We start from the raw sequence: 21,717 nt of genomic DNA, 5'->3' as shown, positions 1-21,717 counted from the left end.
AAGCGCGCTGTCACTATAGAGGCGGTTAACGCACGGACGGCATTCTGAGCAGGGTCGGGGCATACCTCGGCCCTTTGTGTTTGTCTGATCAGACCGGCCTGTGCTGCGCCTCATAAGGACCAATCTTCAAGACCGGCGGAGACAACCGCCCGGCCAGATAAAACCGATTTGTAAAGGAAACCTGAGACCACATGGCTCAAGACACATCGATGGAGGAATTCGAAGCCCTCCTGAACGAAAGCTTCGAAATGGACACCCCCGAAGAGGGTTCCGTTGTTAAAGGCAAGGTCATCGCGATCGAAGCGGGCCAGGCCATCATCGACGTCGGCTACAAAATGGAAGGCCGCGTTGAGCTTAAAGAATTCGCAAACCCTGGCGAAGCTCCCGAAATCTCTGTTGGCGACGAAGTAGAAGTCTACCTGCGCGCTGCTGAGAACGCCCGTGGCGAAGCTGTTATCTCCCGTGAGATGGCGCGCCGCGAAGAAGCATGGGATCGCCTGGAAAAAGCATATGCAGACGACCAGCGCGTCGAAGGTGCCATCTTCGGTCGCGTCAAAGGCGGCTTCACTGTCGACCTGGGCGGCGCAGTTGCATTCCTGCCCGGTTCGCAGGTTGACGTTCGCCCCGTGCGCGACGCTGGCCCGCTGATGGGTCTGAAGCAGCCATTCCAGATCCTGAAGATGGACCGTCGTCGTGGCAACATCGTCGTGTCCCGTCGTGCAATCCTCGAAGAGTCCCGCGCCGAACAGCGTGCCGAAGTCATCGGCAACCTGTCCGAAGGTCAGGCAGTGGACGGTGTGGTCAAGAACATCACCGAATACGGTGCGTTTGTTGACCTGGGCGGCGTTGACGGCCTGCTGCACGTCACCGACATGGCATGGCGCCGTGTGAACCACCCCTCCGAGATCCTGTCGATCGGCGAAACCGTCAAGGTTCAGGTCATCAAGATCAACAAAGAGACACACCGTATCTCCCTCGGCATGAAGCAGCTGCAGGAAGATCCGTGGGATCTGGTTGGCGCCAAATACCCGCTGTCCTCCGTGCACAAGGGTCGCGTCACCAACATCACCGATTACGGTGCATTTGTTGAGCTGGAGCCGGGCGTCGAAGGTCTGGTCCACGTCTCCGAGATGTCCTGGACCAAGAAAAACGTCCACCCGGGCAAAATCGTCTCCACTTCCCAGGAAGTCGACGTCATGGTTCTGGAAATCGACGGTGCCAAGCGCCGCGTGTCCCTGGGCCTCAAGCAGACCATGCGCAACCCGTGGGAAGTGTTTGCAGAAACACACCCCGAGGGCACTCAGGTCGAAGGCGAAGTCAAGAATATCACCGAATTCGGTCTGTTCATTGGCCTCGACGGCGACATCGACGGCATGGTTCACCTGTCCGACCTCTCCTGGGACGAGCGCGGCGAAGATGCGATCCAGAACTACCGCAAAGGCGACATGGTTTCGGCCGTTGTCTCCGAAGTGGATGTCGAGAAAGAGCGTATCTCCCTGTCGATCAAAGCCCTGGGCGGCGACAAGTTCGCTGAAGCCGTTGGCGGCGTGAAGCGCGGTTCCATTGTAACCGTGAACGTCACTGCCATCGAAGAAGGCGGCATCGAAGTGGAATACGAAGGCATGAAGTCCTTCATCCGCCGCTCCGATCTCTCCCGTGATCGTGCCGAACAGCGCCCTGAGCGTTTCTCGGTCGGCGACAAGGTTGACGTGCGCGTGACCAACGTGGACAGCAAGACTCGCCGTCTGGGTCTGTCGATCAAAGCACGCGAAATCGCGGAAGAGAAAGAAGCCGTCGAACAGTATGGCTCCTCCGATTCCGGCGCGTCCTTGGGCGACATTCTGGGTGCCGCACTGAAAACAGGCGACTGATTTCAGCAGCCAGCCTAGGCTGAAGACTTTAGAACGGTCCTGCCCCTTGGGGTTGGGCCGTTTCTTTTTGTCGCAGGCTGCTCTGCCCTAGCCTGGGAGAGAGCGCGGGCGAAAAATTGCTGCGAATCACAAGTGCAATTGCGAACTCTTGCAGCGGAATTGAGGGGGGCCCATCTCTGCTTTGTAGGCAGAAGCCGCCAGAACTCGCCTAATGATAGGCAAACGCTGACTTATTTGCGGGGCAGGCCTGCATCCACTGTTCCCGGTTTGAGGTTTTGTACCTATAGTCGTGGGATAGAAACTGTGCCTAGCTTGGCTTGGGAGGGCCGAGAAATGATCCGCTCGGAATTGATTCAGAAGATTGCAGACGAAAACCCGCACCTGTATCAGCGTGATGTGGAGCGGATCGTGAATACGGTGTTCGAAGAGGTGACCGACGCAATGGCGCGCGGCGACCGTGTGGAGCTGCGGGGCTTTGGCGCCTTCTCAGTGAAACAGCGGGATGCGCGGGTTGGTCGCAATCCCCGCACGGGTGAAACGGTCCATGTTGAGGAAAAACACGTGCCGTTCTTCAAGACAGGTAAACTCTTGAGGGACCGCCTGAACGGAAAAGCCTGATGCGCTATATTCGCTATGCCTACCTTGGGGTGATTGCCATCGCCCTCATCTCTGTTTCTCTGGCAAATCGGGGTCTGGTTGAGCTCAAGCTGATGCCGACAGCCTTTGCCGAGTTCTTGGGCTATAATTTCCGCATTGAACTGCCCCTGTTTGTGGTTGTTTTGGGTGGCATCGCTATTGGCCTGATCATCGGTTTCATCATTGAATGGCTGCGTGAACACAAACACCGTCGTGAGGCAGATCTGAAGGCCCGTGAGGCGAAGAAGCTCTCGCGCGAGGTCAATCGCCTCAAAAAGCAGAAGCACGAGGGCAAGGACGAGGTCCTCGCCATACTCGACGAAGCAAGCTGACGCTCTGATGATGGACATTCGGGTTAAGATCTGCGGGTTGAAAACGCCGCAGGACATCGTTGCTGCGGCGGAAGCGGGGGCGGCGTATATTGGGTTCAACTTTTTCGCGAAGTCCCCCCGCTCGGTGACCCCGCAGGGAGCGGCCGCGCTCGCCGTCGAGGCACCGGTTGGGCTGTGTAAGGTTGCTTTGGTGGTCAACCCTGATGATGCCATACTCGACGAGATTACCAGCGCGGTTCCATTGGACATGATCCAACTGCACGGGCAGGAAACGCCGGAGCGCGTGGCCGAGGTGAAGGCGCGCTATGGTTTGCCTGTGATGAAGGTGCTCGGGGTGTCCACTCTCGAGGATATTCAAAGGATCGAGGGCTATGAGACCGTTGCCGATCAAATTCTGGTGGACGCCAAGGCGCCGAAGGGCGCTGTCTTGCCGGGCGGAAATGGCGTCACCTTTGATTGGGGGCTTCTGGCACGCAAGAAATACTGGCGCGCCCCTTGGATGCTGGCCGGCGGGCTGACGCCCGAGAATGTCGCAGAGGCGATCCGCGTCACTGGCGCGCGTCAGGTCGATGTGGCGTCTGGTGCTGAGAGTGCGCCCGGGGAGAAGGATCCGGCTCGCATTCGCGCCTTCTGTGAAGCCGCTGGCGCGCCGCGCCGCTGAAGCGCACATATCGGCCTTACACGCCTGACCTCAGCGCCGCGACATTGCGCATCAGACCCTAGAATCCGCTGCACCTCTCTTTACCCGGAGCAGGCCGCGCTATACTCATATCGAGCGCCGCGAATAAGGAAAGAACCATGGCCGAAGATCTATTCAACAGCTTCATGAACGGTCCCGACGAACAGGGACGGTTTGGTATTTTTGGTGGACGGTTCGTCAGCGAGACTTTGATGCCGCTGATCCTCAGCCTGGAAGAGGAATATGATCGCGCCAAGGACGACCCCAGTTTCTGGGCGGAGATGGATGATCTCTGGAAAAACTATGTCGGTCGCCCCAGCCCGCTCTACTTCGCCGAGCGGTTGACCGAGCATCTGGGCGGCGCCAAAATCTATTTGAAACGGGATGAGCTGAACCATACCGGCGCGCATAAGATCAACAATGTGCTTGGGCAGATCCTTCTGGCCCGCCGCATGGGCAAGGATCGGATCATCGCGGAAACCGGCGCGGGCCAGCATGGCGTGGCGACAGCTACTGTCTGTGCCAAATTCGGGCTGAAATGCGTGGTCTATATGGGCGCGCATGATGTGCAGCGCCAGGCCCCTAATGTCTTCCGCATGCGCCTCCTGGGGGCCGAAGTCATTCCGGTGACCTCCGGCCGTGGCACGCTGAAGGATGCCATGAATGATGCTCTGCGCGATTGGGTGACTAATGTGCACGACACTTTCTACTGCATCGGCACAGTGGCCGGGCCGCACCCCTACCCGGCCATGGTGCGGGATTTCCAGTCTGTAATCGGCAAAGAGGTTCGCTGGCAACTGGCGGAGCAGGAGGGCGAGGGGCGTCTGCCGGATACTGTAATCGCAGCGATCGGTGGCGGCTCCAATGCGATGGGGCTGTTCTATCCGTTCCTTGACGACAAATCGGTCAATATCATCGGTGTTGAGGCCGGTGGCAAAGGCGTCGATGAGAAGATGCAGCATTGTGCCTCGCTCACTGGCGGGCGCCCCGGCGTGCTGCACGGCAACCGGACCTATCTGTTGCAGGATGAGGATGGTCAGATTCTGGAAGGATTCTCCATCTCTGCGGGGCTTGATTATCCCGGCATCGGCCCGGAGCATGCCTGGTTGAACGACATCGGCCGCGCCGACTATGTGTCCATCACCGACAAGGAAGCGCTGGAGGCGTTCCAGCTGTCTTGCGCTATGGAAGGTATCATTCCGGCGCTTGAGCCGAGCCACGCGCTGGCCCATGTGATGAAGATCGCGCCTGACCTGCCCAAGGACCATATTATCGTGATGAACATGTGCGGTCGTGGCGACAAGGATATCTTTACCGTCGCGCGTCACCTTGGCTTCGATATGTCGGATACCGAAGGTCGCGACAGCGACTGATCCCGGCAGAGCGAAGAAAACAAAAGGCGCCTCGCATCGCGGGCGCCTTTTTTCATTTCTGGTAACGGGTCTTGGCCTCAGGCCACATCTCCCGGCAATGCATGGCTTTCCAGCACGTTGAGCGGTACGATCTCCAGCGCGCGTTTGTGTGTCGCCGCGAGATTGACCTGCGGCGCGCAGCCCTCGTCGGCGGCCTGCAAAAAGCGCCCGGCGCAGAGGCACCAGCTATCGCCTGCTTTTAGCCCTGCAAAGCCGAATTCAGGCCGTGGGGTGGACAGATCATTTCCGACGTATTTGGAATAAGCCAGGAATTCGTCGGTCATCACTGCGCAGACCGTGTGGCTGCCCTGGTCCTGCGCGCAGGTGTTGCAATGGCCGTCCCGGAAGAACCCGGTCAGGGGAGTAGTGGAACAGGGGGCCAATGCTTCCCCGAACACATTTATGCTGTCGTTCTGATCCATGGGTCTATCCTACAGTGATTTTGCCAATGCGCGCAGCATTTTGACGTTTTCATCCGCAACACCGGGTTTGCGAAATCCCCGATCAGCGCTGGTGACCACAACAACCACGTCACGGCCTTGGTTGATGTAGATATATTGCCCATAGACGCCTCTGGCCAGAAATTCACCCGGAACTGCGTTCTTCGGGATCCACCATTGAAACCCATATCCGATCCGGCCTGCCTTGGTCGGCGCGGATGAGCGGGTCGAGGCAGCGATCCAGGCCTGTGGCACAACCTGTCTGCCGTTGTAGCGGCCGTTCTGGGCGATCATCTGGCCAAAGCGCCCGTAGTCGCGTGTGGTTTGATTGATGCCGCCAAGAACGAATGCGACGCCTTCGCCGTCCGTTAGGTAGTAGCCAGCGCGTTCCAACCCTAGATGCCGCAGTATTTTCTCGGACAGCAACTCGGGGACCGGGCGTCCCGTTGCACCACGAATAACCATGCCCAGAACATGGGTGTCGATGGACACATATTGCCAAGCTTCGCCCGGTCCTCCGATTGTTTCCGTCAGGCCTGCGGCGAAATCATCCAACGTCCCACCAAGCGCGAGAGTACGGCCCATCCGGTTGATATCGGAATCGTAGTCCAGATAGTCCTCGTTGAACTTCACGCCGCTGGCCATATTCAGCACATTGCGAATGCTGGCCGTTTCATAAGCGCTCCCCTTCAGCTCTGGCGCATACTCGATGACCAAATCATCCAGAGAGCGGATCTTGTCCTCTCGCAGCAGCACGCCGAAGAGTGCGGAGAGATAGCTTTTTGCCATCGACCAAGAGATCCGCAAATCATCCGGCCCTGTACCCTGATAGTAGCTCTCGTGGCGGATCTGACCGCCTTTTAACACCAGCAGGGAGGTCACTTTACGGCGACTGATCCAGTCTTGCGCGCCGGGAGGCAGGGTCATCTCTATCCCGGGAGGCAGCGCGCTCACCCGGCCATCGCCGCGATCAAGTGGCGCGGATAGAAAGGCGTCTTCCATATTTGAAAAATTGGAAACAATGCGATCTTCGTCAAACAGCGTGTTAACGGCCATCAACCGGCTCAGTTGCTCGCGCTGCCAGTAGGCAAGAGCCCCGGCGAAGATCAGTAAGATAATGAGAAAATAAGAAAATAACTTTAAATATCGACGCATAATAATCCTCCTCGGACACGGCTGAGCCTAGTCAGCCGCAGCCCGCGCGTGCAAACAGGACGCAACGGAAACTTTGGTTACTTGAACTTGTTTAGAAGCCGTTCAATAGCCGACGGCGGGCTTTCATCAGTGCTCTCTGCAGCGGATGTCTCTGAGGCAAGGGGAGGCGTCTTCTTGGTGCCGGGCTGTGTCGCTTTTTTTGAACTGGTGACAGCTTTGCTCCCTTTGCCTTCTGCGCCGGAACCAGAGCTGCGCGGGGGGGCGACGCGCAGCGCCACGGCATTCATGAATTTTCCGCCATCACCTGCGGCCAGCTGGGCGGCACCATCGGAGATTCCGCGCATCAGGTCGTCAAGCCAGGCCTCATCAGCCTTGGCAAAGTCACGCAATACATAGCCTGCGACAGCGTCCTTGTGACCGGGGTGGCCAATGCCTAAGCGGACGCGGCCATAGTCGGCGCCGATATGAGAATGGATCGAACGCAACCCGTTGTGACCGGCATGTCCGCCACCTTGTTTGACCCGTGCTTTGCCCGGTGCCAAGTCTAACTCGTCGTGAAGGACGGTCACATCAGCAGGGGTCAGTTTGTAAAACCGCATTGCTTCGCCAACGGATTGGCCGGACAGATTCATGAATGTCTGCGGTTTCAGCAGCAGCACTTTGGTGCGGCCAAGAACGCCTTCGCTGATCTGTGCCTGGAACTTGGATTTCCACGGGGTGAACCCATGGTCGCTGGCGATCTGATCCAGTGCCATGAAGCCTATATTGTGCCGGTTGCCTGCATATTTTGCACCGGGATTTCCAAGACCAACAAATAGTTTCATGCACACTTCAACGATGTATTTGGGATGGGGAACTGTCTTATGGCGCTACATCGCGCGTTTCAGGGAAAAAATCCAGACCCTGCATATCATTCTGTGGTCGGCAGCTGACCGACGCGGCATATCCCGACTTAAGCGCAAACAAAAAAGCGAGGCCGAAACCGACCTCGCTCTCACGTTCCAAACCTTTCGGTCGGAGCTTATTCTTCTGCGGCCGCTTCGGCTTCGTCTTCAGACTCTTCGTTGTCTGCGGACTTCAGGCCCGACGGAGCGGAGATGTTGGCCACTACGAAGTCGCGGTCGATGGTCGGCTTTGCACCTTCAGGCAGCTTGATCGCCGAGATGGTGACGGTGTCGCCAACGTTCAGACCGGCGAGGTCAACAATCAGCTTCTCGGGGATGTCACCGGCAGTAACGACCAGCTCTACCTCGGGACGCACAGCGGTCAGAACGCCGCCACGTTTGATGCCCGGAGCTTCTTCTTCGTTGATGAACTCAACTGGAACGAAGAGGTTCACCTTCGAGGTGCGGCGCAGGCGCATCAGGTCGAAGTGGGTCGGCAAGTCCTTAACAACGTCACGCTGAACGTCGCGGCAGATGACGCGCACGTCTTCCTGACCTTCCACTTTCAGGTTCCACAGGGTGGACTTGAAGCGACCAGCCTTCAGTTTTTTCAGCAGTTCGTTGAAGGGGATCTGGATGGACACGGGATCCGCGTCGCCACCAAATACAACACCAGGAACCATGCCAGCACGACGTGCTGCACGAGCGGCGCCCTTGCCCGACCCCGTACGTTCTTGGCAAACAAGATCAGGAATCTGACCAGCCATGATAATTCTCCAATTTGACAATGGGGGTGCCTCCAAGGCTGTCACCCCGCGTGAAGTCGTGCGCATAGACCGGATCGGTTACTATTGCAAGCCGCAAACCCGATCTGACCGGGCTGTGCGAACAGCTGTTACTGCCAGCGCCCGCCAAAATCCTCTGGGATGAGCAGGTTGTGGCGCCCCAGATTGGCCACGGATTTCTCACCGCAGAGCGCCATCGTGGTGTCCAGCTCCTTGTGTAACACCTCCAGCGCGCGGGTGACGCCCTCCTGGCCCATCGCACCGAGACCGTAGACAAAGGCGCGTCCGATCATGGTTCCCTTGGCACCTAAGGCCAGTGCCTTAAGAACGTCCTGTCCAGAGCGAATACCACTGTCTAGATGCACTTCGATCTGGTCGCCAACAGCATCCATGATCGCAGGCAGCATCTGAATCGAGCTGAGTGCACCGTCCAACTGGCGGCCGCCGTGATTCGACACCACGATCGCATCCGCCCCAAGCTTGGCGGCCATCTTGGCATCTTCGACGTCCAGAATACCCTTCAGGATGACCTTGCCATCCCAGAGTTCGATGAGCTTGGCGATCTTGCTCCAATCGAGCGAGGGATCAAACTGTTCCGCAGTCCATGCGCCAAGTGATGAAGCGTCGGATATACCCTCCACATGACCGACGATATTGCCGAAATTGCGCCGCTTTGCGCCCAACATTTGCAGCCCCCAGGTCCATTTGGTCATCAGATTTGCAATGGTTTTGGGGGTGAGCTTGGGCGGGGCTGAGAGGCCGTTCTTCAGATCCTTGTGGCGTTGGCCGAGAATCTGCAAATCCAGTGTAATCACCAGAGCTGAGCATCGGGCATCCTTGGCCCGCTGGATCAGGCGGCGCACATAATCATCATCCTTCATGGTGTATAGCTGAAACCAGAAGGGCTTGGTCGTGGCGTCGGCGACGTCTTCGATCGAATTGATGGACATGGTGGATAGCGTGAAGGGCACGCCAAAGGCTTCGGCCGCGCGCGCGGCTTTGATCTCGCCATCGGCGTGCTGCATGCCCGTCAGACCAACCGGAGCGAGGGCGACCGGCATCGCAACATCCTGCCCGATCATCTGACTGGCTGTGCTGCGCCCGGCCATATCGACGGCCACCCGCTGGCGCAGGCGGATTTTTTCAAAGTCGTTGGTGTTGTCGCGAAAGGTTTGCTCGGTCCAGCTACCGCTTTCCGCATAGTCATAGAACATCCGCGGCACGCGGCGTTCGTAGATGCGTTTCAGATCGTCGATATTGGTAATGACCGGCACGGCTTTGTCCTCACCTTTATTTGGTAATAAATTCTTACCAATTGGAGGGCGAAAGCGCAATCCATGATCTCGGCATAGCAAAAAGGCCGCACCAACTCGGTGCGGCCTCTGTAAAGGTTGTTACTGAATAGTGACTTAGGCGGAATGCGCGCCGTCTGCGAGGGACTTGACGAAGCTGAGGACCTCGCCCACCGGTTTTCCCGCACCGATCTGGCTGACGATGGCCGAGCCGACCACGGCGCCATCTGCAACGGATGCGATGGCTTGTGATTTCTCGGGTGTGTTGATGCCGAAGCCAACGATGACAGGCAGATCTGTCTTTGCTTTGATCCGGGCCACTTCGGGGCCGACATTGGTTGCTTCGGCTTCTGCGGCACCGGTTATCCCGGTAATCGAGACGTAATATACAAAGCCAGAGGTGTTTTGCAGCACACGGGGCAGTCGTTTGTCATCTGTGGTCGGGGTCGCCAGGCGAATGAAATTCAGCCCCGCTTCCTGTGCAGGTAAACATAGCTCGCTGTCCTCTTCCGGGGGCAGGTCCACCACGATCAGCCCGTCTATGCCCGCCTCCTTGGCATCCTTCAGGAAAGTCTCGACGCCGCGGCTGTAGATTGGGTTATAGTAGCCCATCATGACGATGGGTGTGGTGTTGTCTTCGGCGCGGAAGGCGCGCGCCAGCTCCAGCGTGCGCTCCAATGTCATACCCGCTTCGAGCGCGCGCTGACCGGCCAGCTGGATGGTTGGACCATCAGCCATCGGGTCAGTGAAGGGCAGGCCTAGTTCAATCACGTCCACCCCCGCCGCAGGCAGGCCCTTGACCAGTTCAAGCGAGGTGTCGAAGTCAGGATCGCCCGCCATGACATAGGCGACGAAGGCCTTTTTCTCAGCAGCTTTCAACTCGGTGAATTTGGCATCAATGCGGGTCATGATCGGGCCTTTTAGATGTGTCCGCCCCGGTGTGACGAATGTTTCGGCGGAAATCAATCCCGTGCGCCTCTTTGTCCCCGCAGTGACGCAGAAGATGCGGTTTCATGACCGGCTAGCCGTTGAACGGGACGTGCCAGCGTAGCAGCAGTGAATTCACTCCCGGATTGATGTCCGCCGTTGAAGCATTGGATTTATGGGTCAGCGCCAGAGACAGCGATTTTCCATTCGCAAACTTCTTGCCTACAGCAATAGCGCTGCGGATTTCAAAGGTGGATCCCAAGTCGTTCAGTTTAACGCTTTCGGCGTAAGCGCCAGGCATGACACTGGTTTCGATAAACCAACCGCGTTGCAGGTGCCATTTGCCAACTGCGCCGGCACCGATGAACAAGTCGCCGGTGGTCTGAACGTCCAGCGCCGCGCCGAAAGATGCATCAAAATTGCCGCGTTGCCAGAACGCATCGTGCTGATATTCAACTGACACCAGTGCACTGTCCTCGGCGCCGTCTCTTGAAAAGCTCGAATAGCCCGCCCCGAAAATCCAGTCACCGGCTGTGGCGGGCAGGGCGTTGCCAAGCATCAGGGCACAGGCGACGGGGGCTGCTGTAACGAAGGTGCGTAAAGTCATTTTAGTAGTCTCGTGTTGGCCAGCTTGATTGAAATGATCTGCGAAATCAGGGAAATGTCCACTGTCCAATTGGTCAAATGCATCACGCCCTGTTCAAAGGAACGCGAGTGTCGCCAAATGGTTGCACCTCCTGCCGACTTTTTATCTGCTCTGCATCGGCGCCGACAATCCCAGTGGTGGTCATGCTACGTAAAGGTGCCGATGGATTGGTGCCGAGGTGTGAGCGTGAGATGCGCGCTTGCGTCACTGCAAAATGCTGCCTAGAAGCACCTCCCAAGTGGCATCAGGAGGCCGAAATGGGCTTTAAAATGGGAATCGTGGGTCTGCCGAACGTCGGCAAGTCGACTCTGTTCAACGCATTGACGAAAACCGCATCGGCGCAGGCGGCGAACTTTCCGTTTTGCACCATCGAACCAAACGTCGGCGAAGTCGGCGTACCGGACGCCCGGTTGGACAAGCTGGCCGCGATTGCCGGGTCCAAACAGATCATTCCGACCCGAATGACTTTTGTTGACATCGCGGGCCTCGTCAAAGGCGCTTCACAAGGTGAAGGTCTGGGCAACCAGTTCCTGGCCAATATCCGCGAAACGGATGCAATTGCTCATGTGCTGCGGTGTTTTGAAGACGGCGACGTAACTCATGTGGACGGTCGCGTTGATCCGGTGGCTGACGCTGAGGTGATCGAGACGGAGCTGATGCTCTCCGATCTTGAGAGCATCGAGAAGCGTCGCACCAACTTGGTGCGCAAGCTGAAGGGAAATGACAAAGAGGCCCAGCAGCAGGATCGCCTTTTGGCGGACGCGCAAGCGATGCTTGAGGAGGGAAAACCCGCCCGTCTGGTAGAGGTCGACGCCGAGGATGCCAAGGCCTGGAAAATGCTGCAGCTGCTGACCACCAAACCGGTGCTCTACGTCTGTAACGTGGGTGAGAGTGAGTCCGTTGAAGGCAATGAATACTCTGCCAAAGTTGCGGAGATGGCGGCAGCGCAGGGCAATTCCCACGTGATTATCTCCGCTCAGATCGAGGAAGAGATCAGTCAGCTTGAGCCGGAAGAGGCGGAAATGTTCCTGTCTGAAATGGGGCTGGCCGAGGCAGGTCTGGATCGCTTGATCCGTGCAGGCTACGAGCTGCTGCATCTGGAAACCTATTTCACCGTCGGACCGAAAGAGGCCCGCGCTTGGACCATCCGCACAGGTACTGCGGCACCGCAGGCCGCAGGCGTCATCCACGGCGATTTCGAGAAGGGCTTTATCCGGGCAGAAACCATCGCCTATGAGGACTTCATCGCGCACAGCGGTGAGCAAGGCGCCAAAGAGGCGGGCAAAATGCGTGCCGAAGGCAAGGGCTATGTCGTCAAAGATGGCGACGTTCTGCACTTCTTGTTCAACACCTGATCACTCGCAGAATTTACAGAACTTCGATGCCCGTCTTCTAGCGAAGGCGGGTATTTTCTTGATAGAGTTGTCGCCTATTCCTGAAAGTGGCAGGCTTGAGTTATCGCTAACGAAGGTGCTAAACCCCCACGATTAATCAGTCGGAAGGATAAAAATGACAAAGCTGATCATCGACACGGATCCCGGTATCGACGATGCCATGGCGATTTTCTATGCGGCGGCAGCGCCTGACATTGATCTATTGGGGCTTACCACGATCTTTGGCAATGTGACCACCAAAACGGCAACTCGCAACGCGCTGCGCTTGCTGGAAGCTGCCGGTCTGGACCTGCCCGTTGCGCATGGCGCGGAAACCCCATTGGTGTTGCCGCCCTTCACGCCATCGGCCCATGTGCACGGTGCCGAGGGTTTTGGTGATATCCCGGCCAAGACGCCCAAGGGGCAGGCACTGGACGAAGACGCGGCTGATTTCCTGATCCGTATGGCGCGTGAACATAAGGGTGAGCTGGTGGTCTGCCCGATTGGCCCGTTGACCAACATCGCCCACGCGATCCAGCGCGACGGTGAGTTCGCAAAGAACGTGAAACGCATCGTCATCATGGGCGGCTCGCTTGAGGAGGGTGGAAATATCACCCCGCATGCAGAGGCCAATATCTATCACGACCCCCATGCCGCTGACGTCGTCTTTGGCTCCGGCGCGAAGGTTGAAATGGTGGGCCTTGATGTGACCCACCGTATCCTGTGCACCAAGGAAGATTTCTCCGCTATTGCGGCGACGTCACCGGAACTGGGTGGCATGCTGCAGGAAATGTCAGTCTTCTATCTGCATTTCTACGAAACGGTTGGAAAGTTCGATGGCTGTTCACTGCATGATCCGGCTGCGGTCATCGCCTGTACCCATCCGGAGTTGTTCACCGCACGTGCAGTGGCAATGGAAGTGTCCTGCGAGGGCGAGACATCGGGCGAAACCCGCCTCGCCTCTGACAGCGCCCGCCAGCCTATCGATGTCTACATGGGCGTTGACGCAGATGCTGTGAAATCTCTCTTCCTAAAGCGGCTCGCCATCCTGCCGTAGGCTTCATGAGCAGGCCTGCTGCAGGTCTTTGCAAACAGAGTTATATATCGCCCCGTCGCATCACATCGCGGCGGGGCGATATTGGTTTCGGAACTCCGGCTGAACGCGTGGAAATTTTTTCCTGAAAAGCGCATTTCGCCCTTGTTCTCAGCTTGGTTGCGCTGATAGACGGGTCAGCGGAGACGTGGCCGAGTGGTCGAAGGCGCTCCCCTGCTAAGGGAGTAGGCCCGGAAGGGTCTCGAGGGTTCGAATCCCTTCGTCTCCGCCATCACCCCAACTTTTGTACTGTTATTCAAAGGCACCAGCCGTACCCCGGTGTGTGCGATCATGCGCTGTTGCCGCTGCGTTTGTTGAGCGCTATCCGTAACTTGGCAGGTTGTGGTAAGAGGTTGCTTTGAAAAAGAACATTCTGATCGTTGGAGGCTCTTCGGGGGTTGGTTTGGAATTGGCCCGACACTATGCCTGCGAGGGGCATCGTGTCACGATTGCTGGCCGTGTTGATCCGGGGTGCGCTGGCGTTCAGTTTCACGCGCTATCGATCACCGATGATGTTGCAGACTTAACCGCGCAGCTTGACGAACTGGTCATGCGGGTTGGGGATGTGCAGACATTGGTCTACTGCGCCGGATTTTTGCAGCGTGGATCAATTGCTACTCTGGAGGATGGGGCGCTTTCACAGATGGCGAATGTCGGGCTGCTTGCACCGATGATGTTGATTCAGCGCCTCGTGCGTCAGGCCTCGGGGCCGCTCAAGCTGATGTTGGTGACCTCCAGCTCACAATATAAACCGCAGCCCGAAATGCCCGCTTACTGCGCGACCAAGGCTGGCTTGGGTATGCTGGGCGCAGCGCTGGTCCGGGGCGAGGGGATTGGCAAGGTGCTGGTTGTTGCGCCCTCAGGTATTCAAACGAAGTTCTGGGCGGGCAGTGACACGGATACGTCGACCATGTTGGAACCCGGTTGGGTCGCGCAGCAGATCGTTGCCCTTTCCAGTGGTGCGTTCAAATACAAATACGCCAAGCTGCTACGCCAGCCTTCCAGCGTGGAGGTGGTCGAGCACCTGGACAATGATTTCCTGCCGATCAATCCCTGATAGCGCTCAAGGTGGGGCGATCAGGCCAGCTGTCTGAGGCTCTTGATCACATGATCGATCTGCGCGGTGTTCAGATGCGGGCCGATAGGCAGGCTAAGCACTTCCCGTGCCAAGGTCGCCGCCAGCGGCAGCGCCTCATCCGTCAGGCCCATATCGCCGTAGGCCGCCTGAGCATGCGGTGGGATAGGGTAATGCACCAGCGTTTGAACGCCGGTCTGCGCCAGATCGGCGGCTAGCCGGTCCCGCTCCGGGTGACGCACCACGAACAGATGCCAGGCTGGATCGGCCTTTGCGGCGACATACGGCAGAGTCAGGCCCAGTCCATCCAGCTCCGACAGATAGCGGGCTGCGATCGTCGCGCGCCTCGCATTCCAGTCGTCCAGCACCGCAAGCTTGACCGACAGAAAGGAGGCCTGAACCGGATCAAGGCGGCTGTTGAAGCCTGCGATCTCATTGCGGTATTTCTCCCGCGAGCCGTAATTCCGCAGCAGCGTCAGCCGCTCTGCCAGAGTGTCGCAATTGGTGGTGAGCGCACCGCCGTCCCCCAACGCGCCGAGGTTCTTGCCCGGATAGAAGCTCCAGCAGACGATATCGCCGGCACCGCCGATGCGGTGTCCATCCCAGCAGGCGCCATGCGCTTGAGCGGCGTCTTCGATGACCTTCAGCCCGAGATCACGCGCGGTTGCCATGATGGCGGTCATATTCGCAGGTTGCCCGTATAGGTGGACAGGTATGACGGCCTTGGTTCCGGGGACCATGGCGGCCCGAATACCCTCGGCGGTGATATTGTGGGTCGCGGGATCAGGCTCCACCGGAACCGGGATTGCGCCACATTGGGAAACCGCGAGCCAGGTGGCGATATAGGTGTTGGAGGGGACGAGGACACGGTCGCCCGGCCCGATGTCAAGCGCCACCAGGGCGAGTCTCAGGGCATCCAGGCCGTTGGCCACGCCAAGAGCGTGCGAGACCTCGCAGTAGCTGGCAAAATCCTGCTCAAACCTGGAAACCTCAGGGCCGAGAATATACCAGCCAGATCGCAGGCTCTCCAGCATCTTCGGTTCACTCTGCTCTGCCAGCTCATCATACGCGGCCTTCAGGTCGAGGAAGGGGACCTGCATCATTTGACGCCGACCGCTTGGCGGAATGCGCCGTAATCGCGGATATAATCCCCCTCGTCATAGGGCGCGGAGGCCATGACCATGCAGACCGCGCCCGACGAGAAATTGTCGAGATAGCGCCACATCATCGGGCAGATATAGATGCCGAAATAGGAGCGGTTGAGATGGAAGCGTTTTTCATTGACCCCGTCATCCAGAACCACGTCAAAGCTGCCCGACATTGCAATCATGAACTGGTGTAGACCCTTATGAGCATGGGCACCGCGATCGGATCCGCCCGGCACATCATAAAGGTAGTAGACCCGTTTGATATCAAACGGGATGTGGTTCATCCCCTCGACAAATGTCAGGTTGCCGCGGGCATCTTCGATCTTGGGCAGGTCTATAAATTTGCAGTCGCTGAGGGGCAAATCCGCACTCCGGTATTGTGACATCGATCCGCTTGTCGCAGCTGATCGGAACAGGCGTCGGATTTCCCACCACAAGAGTGCGATCCGGTCTAATCTATTGGCTCAGTTGTCTACCATATTGTCGCCTCCGATCAATCGAATTGGACATACTGCGGATGGTCTGCGGAACTTGGCTGAGGCAAGGGCACGCCTTGCGCAGAATGCGGTTCTCTAGTTCGGGACCATGTCGCTCAGCTCCAAGGGAGAGAATGGGCGGGGGCATGATAGAGCAAGCGACGTCTTCCATGGAACCGCAGAGCGAACTGCTCTATTGATGGGGCGCAGCCTCTCCTCTCCGGTTGGTGTCGCGCGCAGACCGCAAACAAGGCGTGCCTGACAACGAGCCCAGGGCGGCAGACGGCGGAACAGAAATGGATTTTCTGCACGAGTGTGCAGGTAGGATTGGGTCGAAATGAACAAATACCGCTATTCAGTTGTGCTTCTTACCTACAATCAGCAGGATTATGTGAAAGAGGCGGTTGAGGCGGTTCTTGCGCAGGAGAGTGACCCGATCGAGATCCTTCTGTCGGACGATTGCTCGCAGGATGATACCTTCGAGGTGATGCGGGCTCTGGTTGCCGATTACGCGGGGCCACATTCCGTTGTGCTGAACAAAAATCCGCAGAATTTGGGCGTGAATAAACATATCGAACGGTGTTTTGAGCTTAGCTCCGGGGATGTAATCATTGCGGCCTCTGGTGACGATATCTCTTTGCCGGGTCGTGTGGCGCGCACCATTGAAGTCTTTGAGCGCGACGATCCGCTTCTGTCCTTCTCACATGGTCACGTTGAGACCTTGGACGGCAAACCGATGCCGAAATCCTATGCAAAAGCCACTTTCTATACCCGAACCGATGCCATGTCGGCCGCCTGTTCCATGCAGTTGTTCCTCGGTGCGACCTGCGCATGGCACAAAGAACTGTTCCGCAAGTATGGTCCCATTCAGTTTGCGGATTGCTACGAGGATCTTGTTCTTGGGTTCCGAGCGGCGCTTGAGGGCAGGGTGGCGTTCATCGACGAAGAGCTCATTGTATATCGCGTCGGTATGGGCCAGACCAGTACAGCACGTCGCATTGCCGATGCAGAAGCCTTTCGAAACAAGCGTCTGATTGAAGTCGGTCGAGAAATTTTTCTTCTACGTCAGCGTCTTGCAGATGCACAGGTGTTTGGTCTCAGTGACCAAGATCCAATTGTAAAAGCCATGCGTCGCCGACTGGAGGAACGACAACTGCGCCGATCCTATCTGGAAGGGGGGCTGCGAAAGCTCGGGGTCTCAGCTTGGAGACACCCCTCATGGGTGCTGGGATTTGCCCTATCCGAACGCCGTCGCCTCAAAAAAGCGCTCAAAACCGCCTGAGCGCCGCTTGGGGCATCGATCCGTAGGCCTCAACCAAGGTCCTTCAGAGTGTCCAGCAGGGTTTTGCAGGCGCCAGTTATGTGGTCGCGTGTGAGCGCCGCTGCAAGGTCGGCATCTCCAGCAACACAGGCGTCCCAAATCGCGAGGTGCTCGGCATTGGCGCGTTCGTTGCCGTTGGACAGTACCAATTGCGCCCGCAGATAACTGTCGACGCGATCCATCGCATTGTCGATCACATCCATATGATACTGCAGCCCGCTCTCCCGATAGAGCGTGGAGTGAAAATCGCGGTTCAAATCACCCCAAGTCATCGGATCTTCGGATTGCGAGAACGCCTCCAGACAGGCCTTCGCAGTAGAAATAGCCATGGGGGACATGCGCGGTACTGCGCGGCGGATAACTTCAGATTCCAACACGGCCCGGAAATCGAAGATTTCCTGAGCTTCCTGAGCTGACAGGCCAGAGACCACGGCGCCTTTGTAGCGTTGGGTTTTTACCAGTCCTTGCTCCTCCAGACGCGAAATTGCTTCGCGCACGGGGATTCGGCTGGTGTTGAACATCTGGGCTATTTCATCCTGCCGCAGCGGTTCGCCTTCCTTCAGGTCGCCTTCGATGATGGCCTTGCGCAGGGCGTCAAAAACGATCGTCGAGGCGGAGGCGGTCTTGGATATATCTACGGATTTCAACTTCATATCTGCGCTCCCTGCCGTTGTTATATCCCTGATCATGGCCGTGGGGGAAGTGCGCATAAATCAGATATTGAATATTGGATCCAATATGCATTATGAAGGCGTCATCAGCGCCGGGCGCGCCTTGCGGGCTCAGGTTCAAACCCATTGGAGAGGATCCAACCATGATAAACCCTGTGTTCTCCGGCTGCATTCCGGCCCTGATGACCCCCTGTACCGCTGATCGGCGCCCTGATTTTGATGCGCTGGTGAAAAAAGGGCAGGAACTGATCGCCAAAGGCATGTCCGCGGTCGTCTACTGTGGCTCCATGGGCGATTGGCCACTGATCAGCGATGCTGAGCGGATGGAAGGGGTCGCCCGCCTTGTTGCGGCTGGCGTTCCGACCATTGTCGGCACCGGCGCCGTCAACACGGTGCAAGCCGCAGCCCATGCTGCCCATGCTGCAGAGGTGGGGGCTGCCGGTCTCATGGTGATCCCGCGCGTCTTGTCACGAGGCAGCTCGGTGGCGGCACAACGCGACCACTTCGCCGCTGTGCTCTCTGCTGCACCAACGTTGCCGGCGGTGATCTACAACAGTCCCTATTATGGGTTTGCTACCCGGGCGGATCTGTTTTTCGATCTGCGCAAGGATTATCCAAATCTGATCGGGTTCAAGGAATTTGGGGGCGCTGACGATCTGCGCTATGCGGCCGAAAATATCACCTCTCAGGACAGCAGTGTCACCCTGATGATCGGTGTCGATACCACTGTATTCCACGGCTATGTCAACTGCGGGGCCGGGGGCGCGATCACGGGGATCGGGAATGCGCTGCCGGATGAGGTCCTGCACCTTGTCGCTCTTTGCCAACTCGCAGCGAAAGGGAACGCCACCGCCCGGCGTCAGGCTCTGGAGCTGGAAGCGGCGCTAGCGGTTCTCTCCTCCTTTGATGAGGGGGCGGATCTGGTCCTTTATTACAAGCATCTGATGGTGCTGAACGGGGATAGCGAATACCGCCTGCACTTCAACGAAAGCGACCGGTTGAGCGCCAGCCAACAGGCCTATGTCGAGGCCCAGTATGCGCTGTTTCGCAGCTGGTATGCGGATTGGAGCCAGCAGCCCGACATCGCCACCCTATGCGCGTAATCGACAGTCATACCGGTGGCGAGCCGACCCGTCTGATCCTGTCTGGCGGGCCAGATCTGGGCGACGGATCACTGGCAGAACGGACGCATCGGCTGTTTAGGGATCACCGCGCTTTCTGCAGTGCGGTGCTGTCCGAGCCACGCGGTCACGACGCTATGGTGGGCGCCTTATTGGTGCCGCCAAGTGATCCTACAGCTGCGGCAGCGGTGATTTACTTCAATCCGATTGGACCATTGGGCATGTGCGGTCATGCCACCATCGGCACCGCCGTGAGTCTGCATCATCTGGGCCGTCTTGATCTGGGGCGACATCATATCGAAACGCCGGTCGGCACCGTTGGTGTGCATTTGCAGACAGCGAACAGGGCTGCTGTCGAAAATGTAGAGAGTGATCGGTATCGGGCTGATGTTGTGGTGGAGGTGCCAGGGCAGGGGCGGATGTCCGGCGATATCGCATGGGGTGGCAATTGGTTCTTTCTGACTTCTGATGTTCCGGCACCGCTAACCCTGGCCCATGTCGACCAGCTGACCACCAGTGCTGTGGCTCTGCGGCAGGCCCTGGCAGAGCAGGGGATCACTGGCCGCAACGGGGCGGTGATTGACCACATCGAATTTGTCGGACCACCCCTGACCCGCGTTGGTCATGCGCGCAACTTCGTTCTTTGCCCCGGAACGGCTTATGACCGGTCCCCCTGTGGCACCGGGTCTGCGGCGAAGCTGGCCTGTCTGGCTGCAGACGGGGATCTGGCGCCGGGTGTGACCTGGATCCAAGAGAGCGTAATCAGCAGCACCTACGCGCTGCACTATCGCCCAGGCCCGACAGGAGGTGTGATCGCAACGATTACCGGTACGGCCTTTGTGACCGGTGACACTGTTCTGAACTTTGACCCTGCCGACCCCTACCGGGCGGGGATCACCAGCCAAGAGGTATACTGATGGAATATAAAAACCTAATCGCAGGCGACTGGTCAGAGACCGCCGCCGCCGCCGCCAATATCAACCCCTCCGATACGCAGGACGTCTTGGGATATGCTGCCAATAGTCCCGCGGAGGACATGGAGCATGCGATTAGCGCTGCCCGCGCCGCAGCTCCCGGATGGGCGGCCAGCACGCCACAGCAGCGATTTGATGTGCTGGACGCCATCGGCACCGAAATTCTGGCCCGCAAGGCTGAACTGGGAAAGCTGCTCTCTCGCGAGGAGGGCAAGACCTTGCCTGAAGGGATTGGCGAGGCCGCGCGCGCCGGGCAAATCTTCAAGTTCTTTGCAGGTGAAACCCTGCGCCAGGCGGGCGAAATCCTTGGCTCGGTGCGGCCCGGTGTCGGCGTCGAGGTGACGCGCTCTCCGATGGGGGTTGTCGGCTTGATCACGCCTTGGAATTTTCCCATCGCCATCCCCGCCTGGAAGATCGCGCCGGCGCTGGCCTATGGCAATGCGGTTGTTCTGAAACCGGCTGAGTTGACGCCGGGGTGCGCGCATGCCCTGGCAGAGATCATCAGTCGCTCGGGTTTGCCGGAGGGTGTATTCAACATTGTGTTCGGCACAGGCAGTACGGTTGGTCAGGCACTGGTGCAAAGCCGCCATGTGGACGCCATCTCCTTTACCGGTTCGGTTGAGACCGGCAGCGCCATCGCGGCGGCCTGCGGGGCGCAGCGCAAAAAGCTGCAGCTGGAAATGGGTGGCAAGAATCCAATGGTGGTATTGGATGACGCGGATCTTGAGACGGCGGTGGAGGCCAGCCTCAACGGTGCGTTTTTCTCCACAGGCCAGCGCTGTACCGCATCCTCGCGGCTGATCGTGACCGAGGGGATACACGACCGTTTTGTTGCAGCACTTGGAGAGCGGATGACGGGCCTGCGGGTCGGCAACGCTCTGGACGACAACACTCAGATCGGGCCGGTTGTGGATGAGCGGCAGTTGGAGAAGGATCTCTATTATCTCGACGTGGCCGCCAGCGAGGGCGGGCGAGTGCTTGGGGGACAGACGCTGCAGCGCAGTACCAAGGGGTTCTATCTGGCGCCCGCGCTTGTCACCGAAACGTCAAATGACATGCGGATCAATCAAGAGGAAGTCTTTGGTCCGCTCGCCTCTGTGATCCGCGTGGCGGATTATGATGAGGCTCTGGTGGTGGCCAATGACACGCCTTTTGGCCTCAGCGCGGGGATTTGCACAGGATCTTTGAAATATGCCACGCATTTCAAGGCACATGTCGAGGCTGGCATGGCGATGGTGAACCTGCCCACTGCGGGCGTTGACTATCACGTGCCCTTCGGTGGCACCAAGGGGTCCAGCTTTGGTGCGCGCGAACAGGGCAGCCATGCGAAAGAGTTCTATACCAAGGTCAAAACCGCATATACCCTAGCGTAAAGACGGTCAGGTGGCGGGGTGAAAGCCTCGCCT

The 21,717-nt window shown here is 58.1% G+C and carries 22 protein-coding genes and 1 tRNA gene; 13 read left to right on the top strand and 10 right to left on the bottom strand.

Features of this window, described 5'->3' with window-relative positions; translation table 11 throughout:
* The first annotated feature begins 191 nt into the window (after positions 1-191).
* The 5 genes from rpsA to trpB all read left to right on the top strand — a co-directional run bounded on the left by rpsA (position 192) and on the right by trpB (position 4,891).
* Positions 192-1,871 (top strand): 30S ribosomal protein S1, encoded by a 1,680-nt coding sequence (gene rpsA / locus GAL_RS14750; RefSeq protein WP_024098366.1) that lies wholly within the window; start codon positions 192-194, stop codon positions 1,869-1,871.
* A gap of 333 nt (positions 1,872-2,204) precedes the next feature.
* Positions 2,205-2,489 carry an integration host factor subunit beta gene (gene ihfB, locus GAL_RS14745; RefSeq protein WP_008560927.1) on the top strand — a complete coding sequence of 95 codons (285 nt, stop codon included), beginning with the start codon at positions 2,205-2,207 and terminating at the stop codon, positions 2,487-2,489.
* A complete protein-coding gene (locus GAL_RS14740) occupies positions 2,489-2,839 on the top strand; it encodes a lipopolysaccharide assembly protein LapA domain-containing protein (RefSeq protein WP_024098365.1) in 351 nt (116 codons plus the stop codon). Before ihfB ends, GAL_RS14740 begins: the two co-directional genes overlap by 1 nt.
* 7 nt (positions 2,840-2,846) lie before the next feature.
* A complete protein-coding gene (locus GAL_RS14735) occupies positions 2,847-3,500 on the top strand; it encodes a phosphoribosylanthranilate isomerase (RefSeq protein WP_040104111.1) in 654 nt (217 codons plus the stop codon).
* A 137-nt stretch (positions 3,501-3,637) separates the two neighbouring features.
* The gene (gene trpB / locus GAL_RS14730) at positions 3,638-4,891 is read left to right on the top strand and encodes a tryptophan synthase subunit beta (RefSeq protein ID WP_024098363.1); all 1,254 of its coding nucleotides are present in this window, start codon (positions 3,638-3,640) and stop codon (positions 4,889-4,891) included.
* Between the two features lie 77 nt (positions 4,892-4,968).
* Here the strand turns inward: trpB and GAL_RS14725 are convergent, their stop codons facing one another.
* The 7 genes from GAL_RS14725 to GAL_RS14695 form a co-directional block, all read right to left on the bottom strand.
* The gene (locus GAL_RS14725) at positions 4,969-5,352 is read right to left on the bottom strand and encodes a DUF2237 family protein (protein WP_024098362.1); all 384 of its coding nucleotides are present in this window, start codon (positions 5,350-5,352) and stop codon (positions 4,969-4,971) included.
* Positions 5,353-5,361: 9 nt separating this feature from the next.
* Positions 5,362-6,525 (bottom strand): serine hydrolase domain-containing protein, encoded by a 1,164-nt coding sequence (locus GAL_RS14720; protein WP_024098361.1) that lies wholly within the window; start codon positions 6,523-6,525, stop codon positions 5,362-5,364.
* Positions 6,526-6,602: 77 nt separating this feature from the next.
* A complete protein-coding gene (gene pth / locus GAL_RS14715) occupies positions 6,603-7,349 on the bottom strand; it encodes an aminoacyl-tRNA hydrolase (protein ID WP_024098360.1) in 747 nt (248 codons plus the stop codon).
* A gap of 197 nt (positions 7,350-7,546) precedes the next feature.
* Positions 7,547-8,176 (bottom strand): 50S ribosomal protein L25/general stress protein Ctc, encoded by a 630-nt coding sequence (locus tag GAL_RS14710; protein ID WP_024098359.1) that lies wholly within the window; start codon positions 8,174-8,176, stop codon positions 7,547-7,549.
* A 128-nt stretch (positions 8,177-8,304) separates the two neighbouring features.
* Entirely contained in the window at positions 8,305-9,468 is a 1,164-nt protein-coding gene (locus tag GAL_RS14705) for an alpha-hydroxy acid oxidase (RefSeq protein WP_024098358.1), read from the bottom strand.
* Between the two features lie 135 nt (positions 9,469-9,603).
* The gene (gene trpA / locus GAL_RS14700; RefSeq protein WP_024098357.1) at positions 9,604-10,395 is read right to left on the bottom strand and encodes a tryptophan synthase subunit alpha; all 792 of its coding nucleotides are present in this window, start codon (positions 10,393-10,395) and stop codon (positions 9,604-9,606) included.
* 112 nt (positions 10,396-10,507) lie between these two features.
* Entirely contained in the window at positions 10,508-11,020 is a 513-nt protein-coding gene (locus tag GAL_RS14695) for an acyloxyacyl hydrolase (RefSeq protein ID WP_024098356.1), read from the bottom strand.
* Between the two features lie 296 nt (positions 11,021-11,316).
* Here GAL_RS14695 and ychF point away from each other — a divergent pair, with 296 nt between their 5' ends.
* The 4 genes from ychF to GAL_RS14675 all read left to right on the top strand — a co-directional run bounded on the left by ychF (position 11,317) and on the right by GAL_RS14675 (position 14,582).
* A complete protein-coding gene (gene ychF, locus GAL_RS14690) occupies positions 11,317-12,414 on the top strand; it encodes a redox-regulated ATPase YchF (protein WP_024098355.1) in 1,098 nt (365 codons plus the stop codon).
* A gap of 154 nt (positions 12,415-12,568) precedes the next feature.
* Positions 12,569-13,489, top strand: a complete 921-nt coding sequence (locus GAL_RS14685; protein WP_024098354.1) for a nucleoside hydrolase — start codon at positions 12,569-12,571, stop codon at positions 13,487-13,489.
* Positions 13,490-13,667: 178 nt separating this feature from the next.
* A tRNA-Ser gene (locus GAL_RS14680) sits at positions 13,668-13,757 on the top strand.
* Positions 13,758-13,883: 126 nt separating this feature from the next.
* On the top strand, positions 13,884-14,582 hold the full coding sequence (locus GAL_RS14675; RefSeq protein WP_024098353.1) for an SDR family NAD(P)-dependent oxidoreductase: 699 nt from the start codon (positions 13,884-13,886) through the stop codon (positions 14,580-14,582).
* A 20-nt stretch (positions 14,583-14,602) separates the two neighbouring features.
* Here the strand turns inward: GAL_RS14675 and GAL_RS14670 are convergent, their stop codons facing one another.
* Positions 14,603-15,700: a DegT/DnrJ/EryC1/StrS family aminotransferase gene (locus GAL_RS14670; RefSeq protein ID WP_040104110.1), complete on the bottom strand. Its 1,098-nt coding sequence runs from the start codon at positions 15,698-15,700 to the stop codon at positions 14,603-14,605.
* Complete coding sequence (locus tag GAL_RS14665) at positions 15,700-16,134, bottom strand: sugar 3,4-ketoisomerase (RefSeq protein WP_040104109.1); 435 nt, start codon at positions 16,132-16,134, stop codon at positions 15,700-15,702. The genes GAL_RS14670 and GAL_RS14665 overlap by 1 nt, the downstream gene beginning before the upstream one ends.
* 427 nt (positions 16,135-16,561) lie before the next feature.
* On the opposite strand from GAL_RS14665, the gene GAL_RS14660 reads away from it, so the two are divergent.
* Positions 16,562-17,506 (top strand): glycosyltransferase, encoded by a 945-nt coding sequence (locus GAL_RS14660; protein WP_024098350.1) that lies wholly within the window; start codon positions 16,562-16,564, stop codon positions 17,504-17,506.
* Positions 17,507-17,535: 29 nt separating this feature from the next.
* On the opposite strand, the gene GAL_RS14655 is transcribed toward GAL_RS14660, so the two are convergent.
* Positions 17,536-18,198 (bottom strand): GntR family transcriptional regulator, encoded by a 663-nt coding sequence (locus GAL_RS14655; protein ID WP_024098349.1) that lies wholly within the window; start codon positions 18,196-18,198, stop codon positions 17,536-17,538.
* A gap of 161 nt (positions 18,199-18,359) precedes the next feature.
* Between GAL_RS14655 and GAL_RS14650 the strand changes: the two genes are divergently transcribed.
* Genes GAL_RS14650 through GAL_RS14640 form a run of 3 tightly spaced genes read left to right on the top strand, consistent with a single transcriptional unit; the run spans position 18,360 to position 21,684 of the window.
* Entirely contained in the window at positions 18,360-19,319 is a 960-nt protein-coding gene (locus GAL_RS14650) for a dihydrodipicolinate synthase family protein (RefSeq protein ID WP_024098347.1), read from the top strand.
* On the top strand, positions 19,310-20,254 hold the full coding sequence (locus GAL_RS14645) for a proline racemase family protein (RefSeq protein ID WP_024098346.1): 945 nt from the start codon (positions 19,310-19,312) through the stop codon (positions 20,252-20,254). The genes GAL_RS14650 and GAL_RS14645 overlap by 10 nt, the downstream gene beginning before the upstream one ends.
* Entirely contained in the window at positions 20,254-21,684 is a 1,431-nt protein-coding gene (locus GAL_RS14640) for an aldehyde dehydrogenase family protein (protein WP_024098345.1), read from the top strand. The genes GAL_RS14645 and GAL_RS14640 overlap by 1 nt, the downstream gene beginning before the upstream one ends.
* Positions 21,685-21,717: the final 33 nt, after the last annotated feature.

The sequence above is a fragment of the Phaeobacter gallaeciensis DSM 26640 genome, assembly GCF_000511385.1.
Classification (GTDB): domain Bacteria; phylum Pseudomonadota; class Alphaproteobacteria; order Rhodobacterales; family Rhodobacteraceae; genus Phaeobacter; species Phaeobacter gallaeciensis.
This window is presented reverse-complemented; position numbering and strand designations above follow the sequence as displayed.